7 protein-coding genes are annotated in these 19775 nt (G+C 36.3%); 1 reads left to right on the forward strand and 6 read right to left on the reverse strand.

All coding sequences use genetic code 11. The annotated features are described in order from the left end of the window. Positions 1-3: 3 nt before the first annotated feature. From CLV90_RS07620 to CLV90_RS07635, 4 genes are all read right to left on the reverse strand, one after another. Positions 4-837, reverse strand: coding sequence for an ABC transporter permease (locus tag CLV90_RS07620; protein ID WP_133686865.1), 834 nt, complete (start codon positions 835-837; stop codon positions 4-6). A gap of 12 nt (positions 838-849) precedes the next feature. After that, positions 850-1752 (reverse strand): ABC transporter ATP-binding protein, encoded by a 903-nt coding sequence (locus tag CLV90_RS07625; RefSeq protein WP_133686866.1) that lies wholly within the window; start codon positions 1750-1752, stop codon positions 850-852. A gap of 65 nt (positions 1753-1817) precedes the next feature. Next, entirely contained in the window at positions 1818-3869 is a 2052-nt protein-coding gene (locus CLV90_RS07630; protein WP_133686867.1) for a DUF11 domain-containing protein, read from the reverse strand. Between the two features lie 144 nt (positions 3870-4013). Further along, complete coding sequence (locus tag CLV90_RS07635) at positions 4014-16802, reverse strand: T9SS type B sorting domain-containing protein (RefSeq protein ID WP_133686868.1); 12789 nt, start codon at positions 16800-16802, stop codon at positions 4014-4016. Between the two features lie 162 nt (positions 16803-16964). Between CLV90_RS07635 and CLV90_RS07640 the strand changes: the two genes are divergently transcribed. Beyond that, a complete protein-coding gene (locus CLV90_RS07640; protein WP_133686869.1) occupies positions 16965-18053 on the forward strand; it encodes a hypothetical protein in 1089 nt (362 codons plus the stop codon). 97 nt (positions 18054-18150) lie between these two features. On the opposite strand, the gene CLV90_RS07645 is transcribed toward CLV90_RS07640, so the two are convergent. Beyond that, complete coding sequence (locus CLV90_RS07645; RefSeq protein ID WP_133686870.1) at positions 18151-19209, reverse strand: nucleoid-associated protein; 1059 nt, start codon at positions 19207-19209, stop codon at positions 18151-18153. Positions 19210-19264: 55 nt separating this feature from the next. Continuing rightward, positions 19265-19762 carry an IS1096 element passenger TnpR family protein gene (locus CLV90_RS07650; protein ID WP_133686871.1) on the reverse strand — a complete coding sequence of 166 codons (498 nt, stop codon included), beginning with the start codon at positions 19760-19762 and terminating at the stop codon, positions 19265-19267. Positions 19763-19775: the final 13 nt, after the last annotated feature.

Below are 19775 nucleotides of genomic sequence, written 5' to 3' on the forward strand. Positions count from 1 at the left end.
GAATTAAAGGTCACGTTTTTTAAGAATTGAATAAGATCCATAAATAAAAATGGCTATCCATGCCATAACAATCACAATTTCATGCCAATGTATGTAATAGTCTAACGCGAGTTTTTCTCCCATTTGATTGGCAACAGATTGTACGGCACCTAATCTAGAGAATGGTTCTTTTATAAGATTGAACATTGCCTGTAATGGAAAAAAGCCCATGATAACATCTGTAGTTTCACCATCAAAAAACTTCCATCGAATGATACCTCTGAAAATTCCTTCGAATACCTGCCATAGAATTAAAAAACCAAGAGCAAAAGCTGACCTTTTTACCAATACACCTAAGAAAAGACAGAAAGAGAAGAAACCTGTTAGTTTAATAAAAAAGGCTAAAAGGAACTCTAAATCGGTGAAAATGATAGATAATTCATTAAAATCAGAGTAAACAAGCCCTAAAATTAAAGAAACTATAAAAACGAATATGGTAGAAACTAGTGAAAAAGTAATGACGGTCAAGAATTTTGAAATGATGAATTCCTTTTTTGAGAGACCGTCAATTAAATTCTGTTTTATCGTCTTATTACTGTATTCGTTAGACATCATTGAAACAATAACAATGGCTAAGAATAGTTTAAAAAATGCGGTGATAAATGTATTAAAATGCCAGATATACGGGAAGTTAAAAATACCCTGATCTGCTAAATGAAACTTTATGGGGCCTATATCGAATTTTATGGCCGCTACCAATGCGATAGAGGTTAAAAGTGCAAAATATGAAATAATCAAAACCTTGCTAGCCCTGTTGTTCCAAAGTTTTATGAATTCTATTTGAAGTAATCGTATCATGTTGGTAGTGTATTAGGCGTTAGCATTTTTAGTTAAGGCAAGAAACTGCTCTTCTAAACTTTCTTTTCGTTTTACTAAATGAGATACGATAATGCCTTTATCAAAAAGTAGTTTATTCAATGATTGTGCATCTAGTTCTGAAGTTAAAATTGCCGTAACCAAACCATTTTCTTGTTTTATGCTGCCAAAATGTTCATTAGTGCTCAAATATGATGTTAGCTTTTCCAAATCATCACATTTTAATTCGAAAAAGCCGAAACTGGCTTGTAAACTGTCTACTCTACCAGAATATAATTTTTCACCTTTTCTTAAAATGACTACATGCGAGCATACTTTCTCCACCTCATCTAATAAATGCGATGCCAATAGAATTGTTGTTCCTTTTGCAGCAATTGTCTTTATGATTTCTCTAATCTGATGAATACCTTGAGGATCTAAACCGTTAGTTGGTTCATCAAGAATTAATATTTCTGGATCGTTCAGTAGGGCAGAGGCAATAGCTAGGCGCTGCTTCATCCCAAGAGAAAAAGTCCGGAATTTGCTGTTTTTTCTGTCCAGGAGTCCGACTAAATCTAGCTTTTCTTCAATTTTATCTTCTGATACATCTTTAATCTTGCAAACTAATTTTAAGTTTTGCAAAGCCGTCATGTATGGGTAGAAGTTTGGGCGTTCGATAATGGCACCCACTTTTTTTAGTGCTTCATGGGTTGAGGTATCCCCGCCAAACCAAGAGAATTCTCCGCTGGTTTTATTGACTACGTTTAATACAATGCCAAGGGTAGTTGATTTGCCGCTACCGTTTGGACCTAGAATTCCGTAAACATTACCTTTTTCTATAGTAAACGATAAATCTTTTACAGCGGTAAGGTGCCCGAATTTTTTGGTAAGATGATTGACTGTTAGAATAGTACTCACGCCAAGTGTTTTTTGATTGGTTACGTATACTTGACGATAAACTTGACGGAATGTTACAAAAGATATTAATTTGCTGTTGCCCTAAAGGTAATTCTTCTGTTAGTAATTACTGTTTTAGGAGTATTAAAATTCACAGTTATCGTTTCTGACGGGTCATCAGCGGTAATATTAGTATCTGTTTGGTCTTGAGAATTACTAATATTATTAGTGTATGTTGCTGTAGAAGTATTTACATCGGGTAAATTAACCCGTGTTACTAAAGTCAAGGTTTCTAAATCTCCGCTGTCCATAACACCAACAGACCAGTTTGGATAAGAAAAATTCCCTTTTGAAACTGATGATGATATAAATGAAATACCGTCAGGTAAAACATCTGTGATTACAACATTTGAAATAGGGTTTACTCCTAAGCTTTCTACAGTTATGGTAAAAGTTACCATTTCACCATCTGATACTGTATTTGTATCTGCAACTTTTTTAATAACCACGTCTGGCAGACAATAGTAAGCTGCAATAGGTTGAGAATCATAGGTACAACCACCTTTGGTAACCCTTACAAAATAGTCGCCAGCTTCACTAGGATTGTAACTTGAAAATATAGCCCCCGTAACAATAGATCCGTTTTGGTACCATTGGTACGCATCAAAATTGGCATCAACTACGCTGATTAACGCACCAGGTAAGCATCCACCTCCATTAACTTCCAGGTCAACTTCGGGTACGGTATCAAATCCAGAGAAATAGCCTGCAATACCACGATTGTCATTTACACCAAAAAAACCTACAGCAATTGGTCCTGTAGATTGTACACTTACATTTCCTGTTAGGTTAGAAATATAAAATGTTTTCCAATCTGTAGATCCTGCAACCGATAAAGAAGCTGGCAGTGTTACGGCTCCTGATCCATCTGATACCGTAATATTTCCGTCAGGCGTTGATGTAGATGCAATGATGGTAATACCTCCGGTAAGAGTTGTGCCGGCTGAATTTGTAATATCGGAAATGTTATCTAAATTATCTGGTAATAAACAGTTGACAGGTGCAACAAAGTTTAACCCGATGGTCTGCACCCCAGAACTACCTGCTAAGTTTTGATACGCATAGGCATCCTTTGAAGTAGTGACCAACATGTTGGCGCCTGGTGAACCACTTGAATAATTTGAACCAGGAACCAAAAAGTAATCACCATTATTAATAGTTGCTATTGGGGTAGTGGAACCATTAACAAATATATCGGTATTGTTTTGAGTACCGATAATAATTGGAAATTCTGTACTGTTTTGTCCATTCCCTCTTATAAATACATACTCCTTACCAATTTTATTTATTGGTACTGGTTGGTCTATACCGGCGTCTCTACTGCCTGATGAGCTGGATACAACCCCGTAATTTAAACCACCATTACTAATGGCTATGTCTTTAGTTGAAACTATGGAGGCGCCTAGCCACCCATCTATGTTCGCCGAAGTTTCGTTCGTATAGGCTTCAAGCACAAAACTTTCATTTTTGTTTAAAGTAATTTGGATATTATCACTTGTAATTCCATCTCTATCGTTTTGCAAGCGAAATTCACAATCAAAATCATAGCCGGTAATATCTACTACCGTATTATCTTCTGTTGCCATTATCCCCAATGATGTTGATATATCTGAGGTAGTTGCATAATTTGGCGCGCCGCCCCATTTAAATTTTGTACCTAAGGCTTGCCTTCCCTTAGAAGTTAAAGATGTTGCTTGTGCTGAAGAGGTACCTCTATAATTTACATAGAATTTTTCACCTGTTGGAGATTCAAATCGGAGTCCGCTATTGTTTATAACAATACCTGTGTTACCATTTTTTACCATGGTAACATCATTGTCACCATTGGCCAATGTATAAACCCCGGGAGATATATTAGAAATAGAGAATGTTGCATCTGGTGTTGTAGCTGATCCAATATAAGCATTAACTGTAAAGGCGGTTGTTTCTGGAGTAGAAAGATAAATGGCTTGTTCTTTGACTGATGAGTTGTTACTACCCTGTTTTAATGGCGGTAAGTAATGAAGATCACTTAACTGGGAAAATCCAACCGAAGAAACCATCATCAATAAAATAAATAAAAAATGCTTTTGCTTCATAATAAGCTTGCCCGGGTAAAATATTTAAAAATAAAGAAAATTAAATCTTGATTAAATCACAAAGATTAGTTGTAAAACCCTAGTAATAAGTGGTTATATGTTAAATAACAGAGGTGGCTGAATTAGCTACCTCTGTTAAATTATTTATCTATAGAGCGTAAAGTTTCCTACAAACTCTCTAGTATCTGCAGCACCATTTAATTTGATAACGTACCAGTAATCTCCAGTTGGCAGCTCATTTTCTTGATAGAATCCGTCCCAACCGTCTTCATTATCCTTGAAGGTGAAGACTGTACGACCGTATCGATCATAGATGCTAATGAAAATTTCTGGATAAATTTCTATGTTATCTGGCATCCATAAATCGTTTTGACCATCACCATTCGGAGTAAAGAAATTAGGAATTTCGATATCTATGAACTCAATGAAAATACTTGCTGTTACTTCACAGCCATTTTCATCAACAACAGTAATTTCATACGTACCAGTCTCGGTAATATAGAACACATTTTCAGAACCTCTATTTTCATCTTCGAAATAGAAGGTGTAGTTTTCTCTACCACCCGCAACTGTTGCAGTTATCTGGTTAATGTTACTTTCTTCAACGGTCATTTCAAGAGGGTCAAATGCCAATATCTCAACATCATATGTGGTTAAACAACCATTAGCATGAGAAATACTGATGTAGTGAGTACCGGGAGTCAAATCTCTGAAAATCGGTGTTAACTGCATTTCTAAGGGATCTACAGTATCTAAACCAAATAGTACATCATCTTCTATACTTAAATCATTTAGAATAATATTTACATAGTTACTAGGGAATGTACCATTACAACCGTAAACCGGCTCAACAGTAGCTCCAAGATCTACACCTGGGTCAATGGTAACTATAATAGTTTCTTCACAACCTTGCGCATCTTCTATATAAATGATGTAATCACCGGCTGCCAAGTTGGTGAAACTTATTCTGTCTTGTACAAAATCTGTTTCACTTTCTAAACGAGTACTATATGGAGCAGTACCACCGATTATTGATAAGTCAATTGTACCGTCTTCTTCACCTACACAAATTTCAGGAGTGGTTGCAGTTGTAATTTCTAACACTTCAGGCTCTTCAATAGTGGCTTCAATAAGTTCAAAACAACCATTAGTATCTTGTGCTATAATAATATAATCACCTGGCGCCAATTCGTCAAATGTATTGTCATCACTAAAACGATCTAAGTTTGGAGAAATAGCATATTGATATGCACCTGAACCACCAAGCATATTCACTGTAATAACACCATCATCTTGTCCATTACAAGTAACATCGTTAATTGTAGTGTTAGCCGTGTCAATAAGAAGTTCGTCTGGTTCGGTAATCGAAATCAACAAAGAAGATACTTCACAATCATCGCTCTGAACTCTTACATAATACGATCCTGCCAATAAATCTGTGAATAGACCTGTTGTTTGATTTGCACGAACTTCATTGGTGAACCCTGCATCAGAAAATAAAGCATATTGATAGTTGCCTAATCCGCCTTGCGCTTCTGCATTTATAACTCCGCTATTATCACCATTACAGCTAATAGTTGGGTTGTCATTATCTAGAGTAACGGTTAACGCTATAATCGGATTAATTGTAACACTATTACTTAATACTGATACACAACCAAAGCTATCTTGAATATAGTATTGATATGTATTTGGTAGAACACCTGTAAATAGATGGGTGTTTGGTCCATTAGTTTCGTTCATTGCATTGAAAGCAGATGTACCATCGGTATTCCACATATATGGTCCTGTACCGCCAGAAGCAGTTAATAAAAGTTGCGCATCATCTAGACATGTTGCTCTTTGCTCAGTAATCAATTGACCTTTAACCTCAACCGGTTCAGCAATTTCAACGATACTGGTTTCATCAGAACAGTTCAAATCATCAAGAATAGTTACAGTGTAGTAACCTGATCTTAAATTCATGAATGTTGCTGTGGTCTGAGAACTAGAAGTCTGTAAAAGGTTAGCACCTGGTCCATCACCATCATACGTTTTAAGAATGTATCTGTAATTTGTTGATACTACTCTTGGCGTAAACGCTGCAGTAATTATTCCGTCTGTATCACCTTCACATTCTAAACCTACAATAGATTGAATATTAGCAACAATCGGTTCTGGCGGAGTTAAGGTAAACGCATTCGTAAAAGTTACTGCACAACCTAATTTATCTGTTACTTCTACCGTATACTGACCATCACTAAGACCAGTGAATAAATTACCATTTACTTGATTGGCGGTATATGTAGTGCCTAAGGTTGTATGTGTTACTATTATATTGAACGGAGCTTTACCGCCGTTAGGTATAATATTGGCACTTCCCATATCATTACTACAACCCACATCTTTAGTCAAAATTGACGCTAAAGTTATTGGAGCTGTAGGAGAGGCAATTGTGAAAGATCGCTCTTGTATACATTCAGGAGTTCCAACTTGTGAAGCTCTTAAAATATAACTACCCGCAGCTACCGGAATAGAAGCTGTTGTTCCTGTTCCTGTAAATATGCCGTCATCGTCTGTACGTACAGTAGCTGTTCCATCAGCATTTACAACTTCCCAGTTGAAATCACCTGCATAAGTAGCATCTGTAAATGTTACTTCAATAGCCCCATCTGTTCCAAAACATACTACATCAGAAAGTTTATTGACTTCAATACTAAAAGTATTAGGATCTTCTACAATATGATTTCGTGTTATTTCACAACCAGTATTTAAATTTTTAATACCAATAGTATAGGTGCCAATTGCCAAGTTGGTAAATACGTTATCACCTGTTTGATATGTTGCAGATGGTAATATTCTAAACTCATAATTAGCAAGATTTGCAGTCGTATTGGTCACTGTACTATTTACATTAATAGTAATGTTTTCTCCGCTATTTACACAATCTAAATCTCTATCTACATTTACAGTTGCATCAATAAATGTATCATAAGGGTTTATGGTAACTATGTGTTCTGCAGAACAACCTTCGTCATCATATACACGAACAATAATATCACCACCAGCCGCATCTGTGTGGGTATAGATTAAATTACTGCTGTTTTGTAGCACAGTCGAAGTTGCATCATCAATGAATTCAAAACGATCATATGTTCCGCTACCACCATTTATTAAACTTGCGTCTATTGTTATTGTAGCATTGTCACCGTCATTACCGTTAGCACAACCAAATTGTACTGGAACCGGAGCAGTAAATGTTACAGCTGCATTTTCATCTACAACCACTGTTTTTACTATAGGACAGTTATTTGGACCTCTAGCGGTTACATCGTAAGAACCACCAGGTAAACCAATAAATGATTGTGTAGCTGCATCCCATGATGCAGTTGCCGGCATTGGGTTTAAAACATAGGTCAAAGGATTGTTTCCGTTATTCACTTGTACCAATTCAATACTACCGTCATCAGCACCTGAACAACTAACCTCAATAGGAGATGCGGTGAAATCTGGACGAATAGCCGCAGGTATGGTCACCGTAAATGTTCTAAAACAATTTGGAGAAGCGGTACCAATATCATAAACATTGACCGTATAATCTGTATCTATCGTATTATCCGGAACGCCTACTGGTACATTCATTGCTCCACCTGTAAGAGTTTGTCTTGTTTCAACATCTGCTGATGAACTGTCAAGAATTTCGAACTCATAATTTCCAGAACCTGAAATACCTTCAATAGCTATTTCTGCCTCAAAACCGGCATCACAACCTAATTGTTTGTCTAAACTAGCTGATGCTTGTAGGGTAGGGTGTACCACAATATTTGTGTCATCTGTACAACCAGTAGCATCTTTTATAAATATAGTATAGCTACCAGCTGCTACAGTATTGTATATACCGCCATTGTTTTGATACGAAATACCACCATCTAAAGAATAAAGAATAGTTCCATCACCTGTAGCAAATATTGTAACCGATGCATTTGTATCACAATTTGCAATCACCACATTATCAATAGTTGGTGCTGCTGTAAAACTCATGATAACATCATTAAGAGCATACGAACAACCATATTGATCCTCTACATTAACCGTATATGTTCCTGCAGGTGATCCTGCTGGTATTTCTATAGGGTTATCACCTGTTGCTGTAATAGTTGTGAATGTTGCAGGACCTGTAATCGTATAGAAGTAAGAACCTCCACCGCCTTGTACATTCTCGATTAAAATTAATCCAGCGTTTTCACAAGAAATATCTTGAATAGATTTTGTGATTCCTGTAATCTCATCCAACATTTCTAAAATCTCATTTTCACTCGCACTTATACATTGTGGAGCTCCGCCATTATATTGTTGTACTTCAATATAATATTCATCTTCTGGTAAGCTGGTTACATTTATTGTACTGCTAAAGCTAATGATGCCGCCACTATCTCTTATTACATTTCCATCTACATCATATAAAAACCATTCCATATCAGGCTCTATGGAACCATCTGTATCTGTAATGGTATACGTTATTGATCCATTGCTTGACCCTTCACATGCAGGAGTAATAACTGATGTAATATCCATTGGGTTGGTAATAATATCATTTACGTTAACACTACTCTGTCTAACACAACCAACAGCATCTCTTACATAGAACGCATAAGTTCTGCCTGGCACTAAATTATTAAATGTATGTGTTGTTCCTGCAGCATAAGATGTTGTCCAACCATTAACAGGGGTAATTATGTTGAAATTGGCAGGGTCTTCTGAATACGTATATTCATAAGGCGCAGTACCATTTTGACCACGAACACTTACTTGTAGTTCATTACAATTTACAATGATCGGTAGTATAGTTATGTCTAGATCATCTAAAGGATAAGGGATGATTAATCTTGGTAAATCTGTCTTACAGATAGTATTTCCGCTGCCATCTATTGTTCTTATAGATGGTTCAACTTCTTGACCTGAGGTGTACCCTCTAAATTGATCAGATGTTTGCCAAGTTGCGCCACCATCATCACTAAATTCTAATGTGCCTAAGGTAGCTGGGTAATTAAGAATGTCAAACCCGAAATCATTAGGATCTCCTGTACATGCAACTGGCGTTCTTCCTTCTGCATCTGCAGTTAATTCAATTGGTGCTGTAATAGTAACAGTTTCTGTTTCTGAACATCCTGCTTCGTCTGTAATTACAACGTCATATTCACCTGGTGCCAGGTTATAGTATGTTTTAGTAGTTCCTACTACATTCGTTTGTACTTGATCTGGTGTGCCGTTAGTCACATCTATCAATCTATAATCGAAAGGAGAAAGTCCGTCGTTAATAGTAACTTCAATATTACCAGTGCCATTATGACAATCTGGATCAGTGGCTACTGCTGATATATCCAATACTGGGTTTGCCGAAATAGTTTCCGTAACCATAGTTTGGCAAGCATCAGTACCATTTGCTTTATCTCTTACATAAATATCATAAGGTCCAATATCGGCTAATAGAATATTAGTAGTATTACTAGCAGAGAAATCAGCATCGGTAACTGTATTTCCAGAAGGAATGAAAGCATAGACAAAATTATTATCTCCACCCGATGCTGTCGCAATTAATGAACCATCGGCACATAAACTTGCATTTACGGCCACTACGCTAAGCGAAATTGTAGGCGCTATAGTTATAGATTGAATAGAAGTTGCACAACCAAATTGGTCATTTACTTCTACATCATACGTACCTTCTGATAAATTGTTGAAGGTGTAACTTATATTGGTAATAGGAGAAGGTGTTTGCCACGCTCCGCCATTAATTCTAAATGAATAATTACCATTACCATCGGTTACAGTAGCTGTTACCGTACCGTTGCTTAGACCATCATAACATTGTGTAGCTGTTAAATCAAAAGCTATAGTATCTGGTTGAATTACGTTTACTGTAGTCGTTGAAATAACTTCACAGTTATTCTGATCTCTAACCCTAACATGATACTCGCCAGCAGGCACATTTAAGAATTGTGCTGAGGGAGTAAAGGCTCTAATAATAGTATTATCGGTTAATTCTAATTGATATTCATAACCAGGTGTGCCTTCAGTTGCAGATGCTTGTAAAGTAGCACCTGTATTAAAACATGTAAATTCTGCTTTTTGTTGAAGATCTGCTGTTAATGCATTTGGTGATGTCAACGTTGCTGAAGTTGCTGAGGTTGCCGTACATGTATTATCGTCAATTTTTTCGACCATAATGTTATATGTACCATCTGAAAGGGTAGAAGGAGTAGTAATTGGAGATGTCGTTTCCGTTGTCCAAGTTGTACCACCGTCTACAGAATATTGATATCCGAATGCAGGATCGAAATTAGAAACTTCAAAACGAATACTACCGTTATTGCTACCGTTACATGTTGGGTCAGTACTACCTAAAATGGCTACTTCAAAAGTTTTTCCAGATTCTACAATTACTGAAATATTTTGTGTTTGTTCACATAACTCTGGAGTCTGTGACGCCTGAATATCATCTAATACCAAGAAGTTACCATTGTCACTATCAAGGTTGGTACGTAAAACAACACCAACGGCAGTATTTGCACCAGGGTTAAACGTTACCGTTCTTAAATGCCAATCGTCTGCATTGTTATTTTGCGGAATAGCTGCTGTTGCCTGACTACTGATTACAGTACCTGAACCATTAACCAATTCTACCAATATTTCTGGGTCGTTACCCGAAGCATTATCAATTAATATGTTGTAGGCGTAGAATGATATCGTTATTTCTTGATTAGCAAGTGCTTCTAAGCCTGTTCTTGACCATAGAATATTGTTATTACCTGCAGAGGTACTTACCCCAATTGCCATAAATCTACCATCGGTTACACCTGTACGGTCATTAGGACTTCTCCAAGAAGCATTTGGGTTGGTTATTCTATTGGTAACCGCATATTCAGCATTTACAAGAATACCGGCAGGACCTAAATTACAGTCCGTATCTGTACCATCTTGTGGTTCGTAGCAATATCCTGGACCTATTTCTGCAATCTGTGTAGTTACACCAGCTCCAAAATCCTCAAGAAATAATGTGCTCTGCTCAGCAGCAATTGAACTGGTATAGCCAACTGTTATTGTTTGAGTACCTGAAGCAACATCATTGAATACATTACTATCTAATGGTGTGTTATCTGTACCGTTTAATTTATAAGTATATGTAAAGTCTGTTGTGTTAGAAGGGGTGATTGTTACTACACCATCCCCATCGCACTCATAAGTAATATCATTAGTAAAAGTTGGGTCTATAGCGGCTGTAGGTACTGTAATTTCTAAAGGTGTCTCACAACCCAAAGCATCTTTTATAGCTAATTGATAGTTGCCAGGTGTTAAACGTCTTTCAATAATTGAAGAAAAGGAGTTACCACCATCAAAACTATATTGATAGGGAGCTTGACCGCCACTACCATTTAAAATCTTTACTAAAGCGGTAGGGGTTGCCGCACCAGATGTATCACATGACGCATCTTCTATAATAGAAGGCGACGCCGTTAATGTATATGGTTGGGTAACTTCATATTCGTAAGTCTCTGTACAGCCATTTCCCGCAGTACCGCTAGAATCCATAACCGTAATGATATAATTACCTGCGGCTATGTTGTTGTAGAAATTTTCTGTTTGGTAAGTTATCCCACCATCAAGACTATATTTATAAGGTGCATTGCCACCAGAAGCAGTAATCGTCATTACGGATGTAGAAGAATCTGCACATATAATATCAGTATTTGAAGCACTTATTGTAATAGTACCCAAATCTTCCATTTGTACGATATTCGATAATCCGTAACATCCATTATCATCTCTAATTACAAATACATATTCTCCATTTTCATTAGGTACATATGTTGAAGGGGTGCCTTCATATCCGAATAAAAAGGATGGGTTAGATGTGAAATCTGAGTCTGGAATGGTAGTTTCATCAGTATATGGAGCTACACCATCTTTACTATAGATAGCATATTCATACCCTGTTGTACCACCAGTTGCCGTTAAATTAATAACACCGGGAGTACATGTAATATTATCTTGATTTGTTGCTGTTAACCTCAGTTCAGGAATTTCGTCTACTGTTATAGTTTTTTCGTCATTACAACCATCTGTTGTAGTTGTTACAATAACATAATCATCTGCTGAAAGACCTGTAAACGTATGCGTATTGTCAGAAGAAAGTAAATTATTAGTTACCAAGGCTCCTTTGCCGCCGCTACCATTATCGAAGTAAATTTCATAGCTATATTCTGGTGAAACGTTCAATGCCTGTATAGAAATTGTTCCTGCATCGGTACAATCAAATGGAGTTGTACTAAGCTTTGTTTCAAAAATTCTTTCTGCAATACCAATTTCTTCGGTTTCGAACACACAACTGTTTTCAATAGGTGCACCTGTTGAAGGATTTAGTTGAGTAATCTGTACTTTATAGGTACCACTGGTTGTGATAGCAAAGTTGGGACCTTGAGCAGCGCTAAACGGTACTGCTATATTGTTATTTTCTACATCGAATAACTGGTAGCCATAACCACTACCTAAATCTATTACTCTTATTGAACCTTCGGTATCACAAATGATATCAGACGAATCTGGTTCAGGAATGTCTAAGGTATTTTGGTATGCGTTAAAATAGAATCTACTAAAACATCCGCCTTCATAACCTATAACTACTCTATATTTACCACTATCGGTTACAGTAAAATTATCTGCATCTGTTTCTTCGTTCCATGTCCAACCACTAGCTGTATTTGCACAATCATCACTTACATCGCCACAATTAGCAACATTACAACTTGTTTCGTCAAGTTTTTCCCATTTAATACTCAAAGCATCGGTTATTCCTAATTGAATAAATGCACTATCTGTATCACCACAAAGAAATATATGTGGCATTGAGTTGTTGTCATTTGAACAAGTTACGATTTCACCTTGAATATCATTATCAGGATTACTGTCGCCATTAACTTGGTTAAAGTAACTGATGATCGGGTTGGTCTGTGTTTCACCATAACGCTCTACGGTAATTAATTCTGTGTGGTTAGCACAACCAGAACCTGATGTTTTCTCAACAATATAGTTACCTACGGTAGTTACAGTCAACGTGTTTGAGGTACCGTCATCTAAAATAGTATCTCCAGAATCTATTGATCCATTATTATTGGTGTCAATCGCCCAAGTGTAGGTGTCAAAACCAATACCGGCAGAAAGTGTTCCGCTAGCGCCACAAAGTTCTACTGTTCTTGCAACATTACAATTTGCCAATGCATCAGATACATTGTTGGCCGCTACTTCTAAAGTTGTGGTACATGCACCTGCAGGGTTACTTCCATCTTCGTCTGAAAAAGTATTAGTATTTAATGTTCCAGAATAGTTGGCATATGCATGATTCTCTAGTTGAGAGGCACAAGCTGCGACGAATTCAGAACAGTCGCCTGCAACAGAAACCGTTATTTTTATCTTATACTCGGGGTCATCAATTTCAACTAAAGTATTAGGTATCGTAAATGTTATGGTTCTAGTACTTTCTTCATAACTACTGGTTACACCCGGTGCATCATCAATATTTATATCATCTAAGCTTACATTGTCTGGTAGTACATTTTTGATCGTAAAACCAGTTGCATGATCATCGCCCGTATTCTGAAATCTTAATACATAGTTGTAGGTATCCCCTAAATCTACATCTTCGCCATTAATATCTGTACCACCCAATAATTCAGTGGTGTTACCCAATACAATTACCGGTGCAAATACTTCAGTATAAGATGCTGCATTTACCGTACCATCGGTTGGGTCAACTGCAGGAACTCCCGTTCCATATTCGCCACCATCACCGCCGTCAGCTGCGTCATCTTTATAATATTCATTGGCATCACTACACCCATCATCATCACTATCTAAATCTAAATGATCAGGATATCCATCCATATCGGTATCTAGATTGGCACAAAATCCGGAAAAGGATGCTGTATTGTAAGATAAGAATGCAACATCTGCATTTGAACTTAGTTGTAATCGTAAATAAGCTACGTCAGCTAAACTAGCAGCTGGAATACCGAATTCTGACAATTCTACTGTTGCCAAGCGGTAATCTCTAGTGGTATTATTATAGAAGATGCTTCCGTTTGCGTGGTAAATGTCTAATCGATATCTACCTACAACATTAGCAAGTGCTCCGCCGCTGTAAGCCTGCACACGTACTGAGTTGCCTAGTGGGGCACCAGTTGCATCATAAAGACTTACAACATGACCCACACCACTTGGGTCTGCAACTTGGGTTAATAATATATCTGGTATACCATCGCCAACGTTAGTCGCTACGATAGGATCTATTTCATAAGTCCATGTATCACCAATATTGACAATACCAGAACCAAGATCTAGTCCGTTTTGCCCGTGGGTCAATAACGGATTCAATAGATCTGTAGATGGGTCATTAACAATGGTCAATCCAAGAGCATTATCATCATTACCATCATTTAAATTAGCCTCAAAGGTAGCCTCGCTATATATTGTATTTGAAGGGCTCAGGGCCATCCAGCTAGATTCTGTGGCTGAAATATCCGAAATTCCATCATTATTGGAGTCTATGCCATCTGACAAACCATTTCCGTTAGAGTCATAAAGATTATCGTCGGCAACCCCAGTGGTAAAAGTGGTGCCTCCAGAAGTGAATGCCAACAATTCATGTGATAAATTTGGCAAAACTGGATTTATTGAAGTAGTAGAACTTCTCCAAAAACCATAGAAATTAGAGAAAATTTCTGTTACGGCAGTACCACCTTGCACAGTACTAGATGGTGATGTAAAATTCACATCATTAGATATGATACACATTTGTTCTACTGAATCATAAATACCATCATTATCATCATCTAGATCAACGCTATCTACAACGCCATCATTATCAAAATCGTTATGTACTATTATTCGGGCCGAGGGCTCATCTCTTGTAATATTGGCGTCCGTTTGGTTTTGAGTATTGGTAGCTATATTAACGAGGTTGAGTAAAGGCAAGATATCTATTTCGTCTGCGGTTACTTCTAAAGTCAAAAATGCAACTTCACCTGGTGCCAATGTTCCAATATTCCAAACACTTCCATTCCAGGTTCCTGTAATCGTAGAAGCCTCTTTTAAAGTTAACCCTGCAGGGATATTATCGGTTACCTGAAGATTAGTAATTGGTAAATACCATAAATTCTCTGCTCTAATGGTAAAGGTGGCAGTTTCCCCCTCTGTAATCTCAGGTTTGTCAACTGTTTTTATAATTTGAACATCTGGCTCGCAATAGAAAATTTTAATAGTTTGAGAATCATAAGTACATGGTCCTTTTGTACCTCTAACATAGTAATCACCGGCAATAGTTGCGGCATAGTCATAGGCATTAGCTCCAGGGATGGCAACACCATCAAAAAACCATTGGTAGGCATCAAAATTATCATCTGAAGCCTCAAAAATACTTGAACCAGAAAAACACTCACCTTCGGTACCACCATTAATTTTTAAGACTACTTCCGGTACGGTATCAAACCCTGAGAAATAACCGGCAACACCTTGAGCTCCATTGAAACCGAAAAAACCAACAGCCATTGGTCCTGTTGAGGTCACACTAATATTTCCATTTAAGTTTGGTATATAAAATGTTTTCCAATCATCTGAACCGGTTACGGTGTTAGATGCTGGTTTTGAGATTTCCACACCATTTTCGTACACTTTTATATTAGTATCAATGGTATTTACGGAAGCAATAATTGTAAGTCCGCCAGTTACAATACTACCAGCAATATTTGTAATATTTGGTATGTTGTCCATTACATCTGGTAATAAACAGTTCACTGGCGCTACGAAGTTTAACCCTTGGGTGTATAAATTACTTGATCCTGCCATTGATTGGTAGGCATATACATCTTTCGATGTTTGAACGAACATATTGGCACCAACTGTGTTAGAAGAATAGTAAGTACTCGGTATTTTAAAGAACTCACCATTGTCAATGGTTGCAATTGCTGTGGTATTACCATTTACATATACATTTGTATTATCTGCCGTGGCAATAACCAAAGGAAATTCTGTTAATCCGTTCGTATTACCATTACCTCTTATGAAAACATAATCTTTACCTAGTTTATTAATAGGCACAGGTTGGTCAATACCGGCATCTCTATGGCTTTGACCATCTTCACTACCAAAATTTATAGAACCATTACTAATAACAATATCTTTTGTGGCAACAATAGAAGCCCCGATCCAACCATCTTCATGGGCTTTAGTGTAAGTATTTCCTATATACGTCTCATATACAAAAGATTCGTTTGCATTTAAGGTTATGGTATGTGAGTTGGCTGTAATACCAGCCCTGTCAGCACCTACTCTAAATTCGCAACCGGGATCATAACCAGATAGTACCACTGTAGTATTGTCTTCTGTAGCCATTATGCCTAGGGTGTTTGATTTAGAAGAATGAGTACCTTTGTTAGGCACCCCGCCCCATTTAAAGTTGGTACCCATAGCTTGTCTGCCCTTTGCTGTCAATGATGCAGCTTGTGAGTTAGATTTACCTCTGTAATTGACATAGAATTTTTCTCCGCCTGCAGAAATAAATCGTAAACCACTATTGGTAAGTACAGTACCAGTATTATTGTTGTCTACCAGGGTAATATTGTTATCACCGTTACCTAATGTCCAAACACCTGGGTTAAGATTGTCAATGGTAATAGTTCTTACAATTGTATTAGAAGTACCTTGATAAGCGTATACGTTGAAAGGAGTTGTTTCTGGAGTTGATAAATATATCGCTTGATTCTGTATACCTTGGTTATTTTGACCCTGCTTCATTGGTGGTAAATAATGAAGGTCACTTAATTGCGCAAACCCCGTAAATGAGCTAAATGCAATTAAAAAAAATAGGAAGTATTTAATTTTCGTTTTAGTCTGAGTAATCATTGGTATGGTTTCAAGTAGTACTAAAACAAATAAAGCGACCTTTTGGGTCTTAGGTAAATAAATGTTGTCAATGCACGATATATGTTGTTCTACGAGTTATTTTTATATGCTTGCTTAAAATTAATTGTGCTGAATTGATTATTTTGTAAGTAAATTTGAAGCATGTCAGAAGAAAGATTAATGTCTAAAAAGAAGCCAGCTTACCCAGTAAGTGAGGCGTTAGATGGTTATTTGGAACATTATAGCCGTAAGATTGAAATTCCTATATTTTACGAAGATTTGCTACGTTTTTCAGGTTCGGTTGTAGTGTATGATAAAAATGATGAAGACACTCTTTGGGTACGGGCTTATTATTCAGAATATGAAAGAAAAGAAATAGATGATAGTTTAAAGAAAGTCTATTCAATTTTACATTCTGACGGAAGTAATAATATTCATCAATATTTAAATGTTGATGCCGTTGATTTCTGTACGTTCGGAAATTCTAAACCTTTTCGTATTAAGATTCGAAATATATTGAACGATAACTTCACTTATTTCTACATAAAAAAGACAGATGCATCTCGTATTTACGGCTTAGAATTAGAGCATATGCTTTCGCCCTATAACCTTAACTTTTTGGTGTATAAAGACACTTTAATAGAGGAGCATATTGCAGGTATACCTGGCGATGAATTTATTAAAAATAATTTGCCGCTTTGCACGCCTAGCGAAAAAGCACAATTAGCGAAAGAATTCGTAAAATTTAATGAACGTTGCATGATTCGATTATTGGGCGATATGCGCTCTTATAACTATGTAATTGTACCTACACATGATTTTGACCACGTTGTTTATAAAATTCGTGCTATAGATTTTGATCAACAGTGTTTTGAAGGAAAACTAAAAGTTTATAGGCCTCAATTTTTTAAAGAAAATTATCAAATGGTCGAGTTAGTTCGTAAAAAGCTAACCCACGATTCTGTTGATCAGTATAAATTGGAAGAACGTTCTATGGTGGCCAAAAGAATTTTAAGTTCAGGTAACAGAATTAAAAAATTACGTGCCATTTGTAAGACCGATGAAATTTCAACACCCGAAAACATCGCTATGCTAAGAGAACAAATTGAAGTTCTTACGATGGATATGGATTTTCAGAACTGCAAAACAATGGGCGAAGTGCTAGATTTAGCGCTGAATTTTGTTCGTAGAAATTATGAAGATGTGAGTGTAAAACAAATTATAGAACACAATATTAAAATTAATAACTAATACATATTTTAATAGCTAAAAATTGAAAAAGCCCATTATTTTCTAAAGAAAATAATGGGCTTTTTGCTTTATTTAGGTTTAGCGTATTTAAAAAATACTAGCTCTTTTGTTCTTTGTTGAAGTACACTAAGTAATAATACATTTGTCTTTCTTCATCCCAACCTTTTTCAACAAATTTCTCTGCAGATTCTGGGTTTATGAAATCCATTTTTATCTGAATATTCGTATCTAAATTAATGACGTTCTTTATCTTTTTACGTGCATCTGATACTGCCTTGTTCGCTATATCAAATGTAGAGACATCTTCAATACTGAATTTCGGTCCTTTTTCTGCTTTGTAATGCTTGAATTCAGGTATCAATTCTGGGTTTTCCATTACCTCATTCAAAAAAGTAGACTCTTCAAAAGCATCATTTTTTGCAAAATGGTTAACTGCGCGGTTCATGAACAATACCTCTTGTTGCTTGTCTTCTGCAGGTAAAACCACATCTTTTGCGAAATTCTGGCAAAATTTCAAGTAGTTTTTAGTCTTAAAATTGTCATCTGAAAGTGGGTCTACACCTAAGAAATTTTCAATCCAATATTTGGTATCGTACTTGTTACTGTCTACAGACAATACTTTGTAACCTTCTTCTTTATCAACATTGAAAATTAAACATCCTTTATCTAACTTATTGATGTTGATACCTTGTTGAATAACGATATCTAAGTTGCTGTTTTTTTCTTCGAACTGTATAAAATCGTGTTTTAACTCACTTTTAAATATACCTATGGCATCTACTTTTTTATTATCTAAAAGTAAGTTAGAAAGGTAGGCAACATATACCTCACCACTTTTAATATGTGGGTGGTTAGATTGTTCGAACAATAAGGAGGCTATTTTTTTAGAATTTAAATGTGCCTTCGAGTTATCTTCAAAAACTTCACTAACTATTTTGTATAGTTCATTGAATTCGACATCAATTTCATTAGCCAGTTTATAATAGTTTTCTTCCTTTTCTCTAAAAGGCTTAAAAAAGTATTCTTTTAATAGACCGGTGGTTTCATCGTTAAGTCTAAAGGGTTCTTCTGAAAGAAAAATACCTTCGTTCTTATTTTTGTTACCAACTCTATGTATAGAAATGCTTTCGATTTGGGTAGCATATAGGTTAATCATAAAATGTTCTAAATTAAATGGTTAGTAAAGTAATGTAAAATATTTTACATGCAGATTAATTCCAATTTTCATCGAAATCTAAATCGTCATAATTGTCAAAGGTATCATCAAAGTCAAAAGCACTGCTCTCTGCTTCAAAGTTTTTTTCTGGCGGAGTTTCTGGTAGCTCACCAAATGAAAAAAGTACATTTGGGTAAGAACGCCCATCTTCATTTTCTTGAATATCTGCAAGTTCAACGAAAAACGTCCACATGTTCATGAAATCATACACGTAGATTAGTTTTGGGTTATTCTCGGTAACGATATCCTCTAAAAAGGTTTCGTTCATTAAGCGAACATCAGACCCAGATTCGCTCATATCAAAAAGTGCAATCTCTTCGTCTTGTTTCCAATCTTCATCACAGGTATAAAAAGATGCCATTTCATTACCTAAAAAACCAAATGCCTGGGTAATGGCATTATGAAAGTCTTCTAATGTATTATGGGCTTCAATCTCTAAATCTCTGAATATATCTTCATCAGCGTCTAGAATAACACGAATTTTATAAATCATACTTTAATTTTTG

The organism is Maribacter spongiicola (assembly GCF_004364165.1).
GTDB classification, from domain to species: Bacteria; Bacteroidota; Bacteroidia; order Flavobacteriales; family Flavobacteriaceae; genus Maribacter; species Maribacter spongiicola.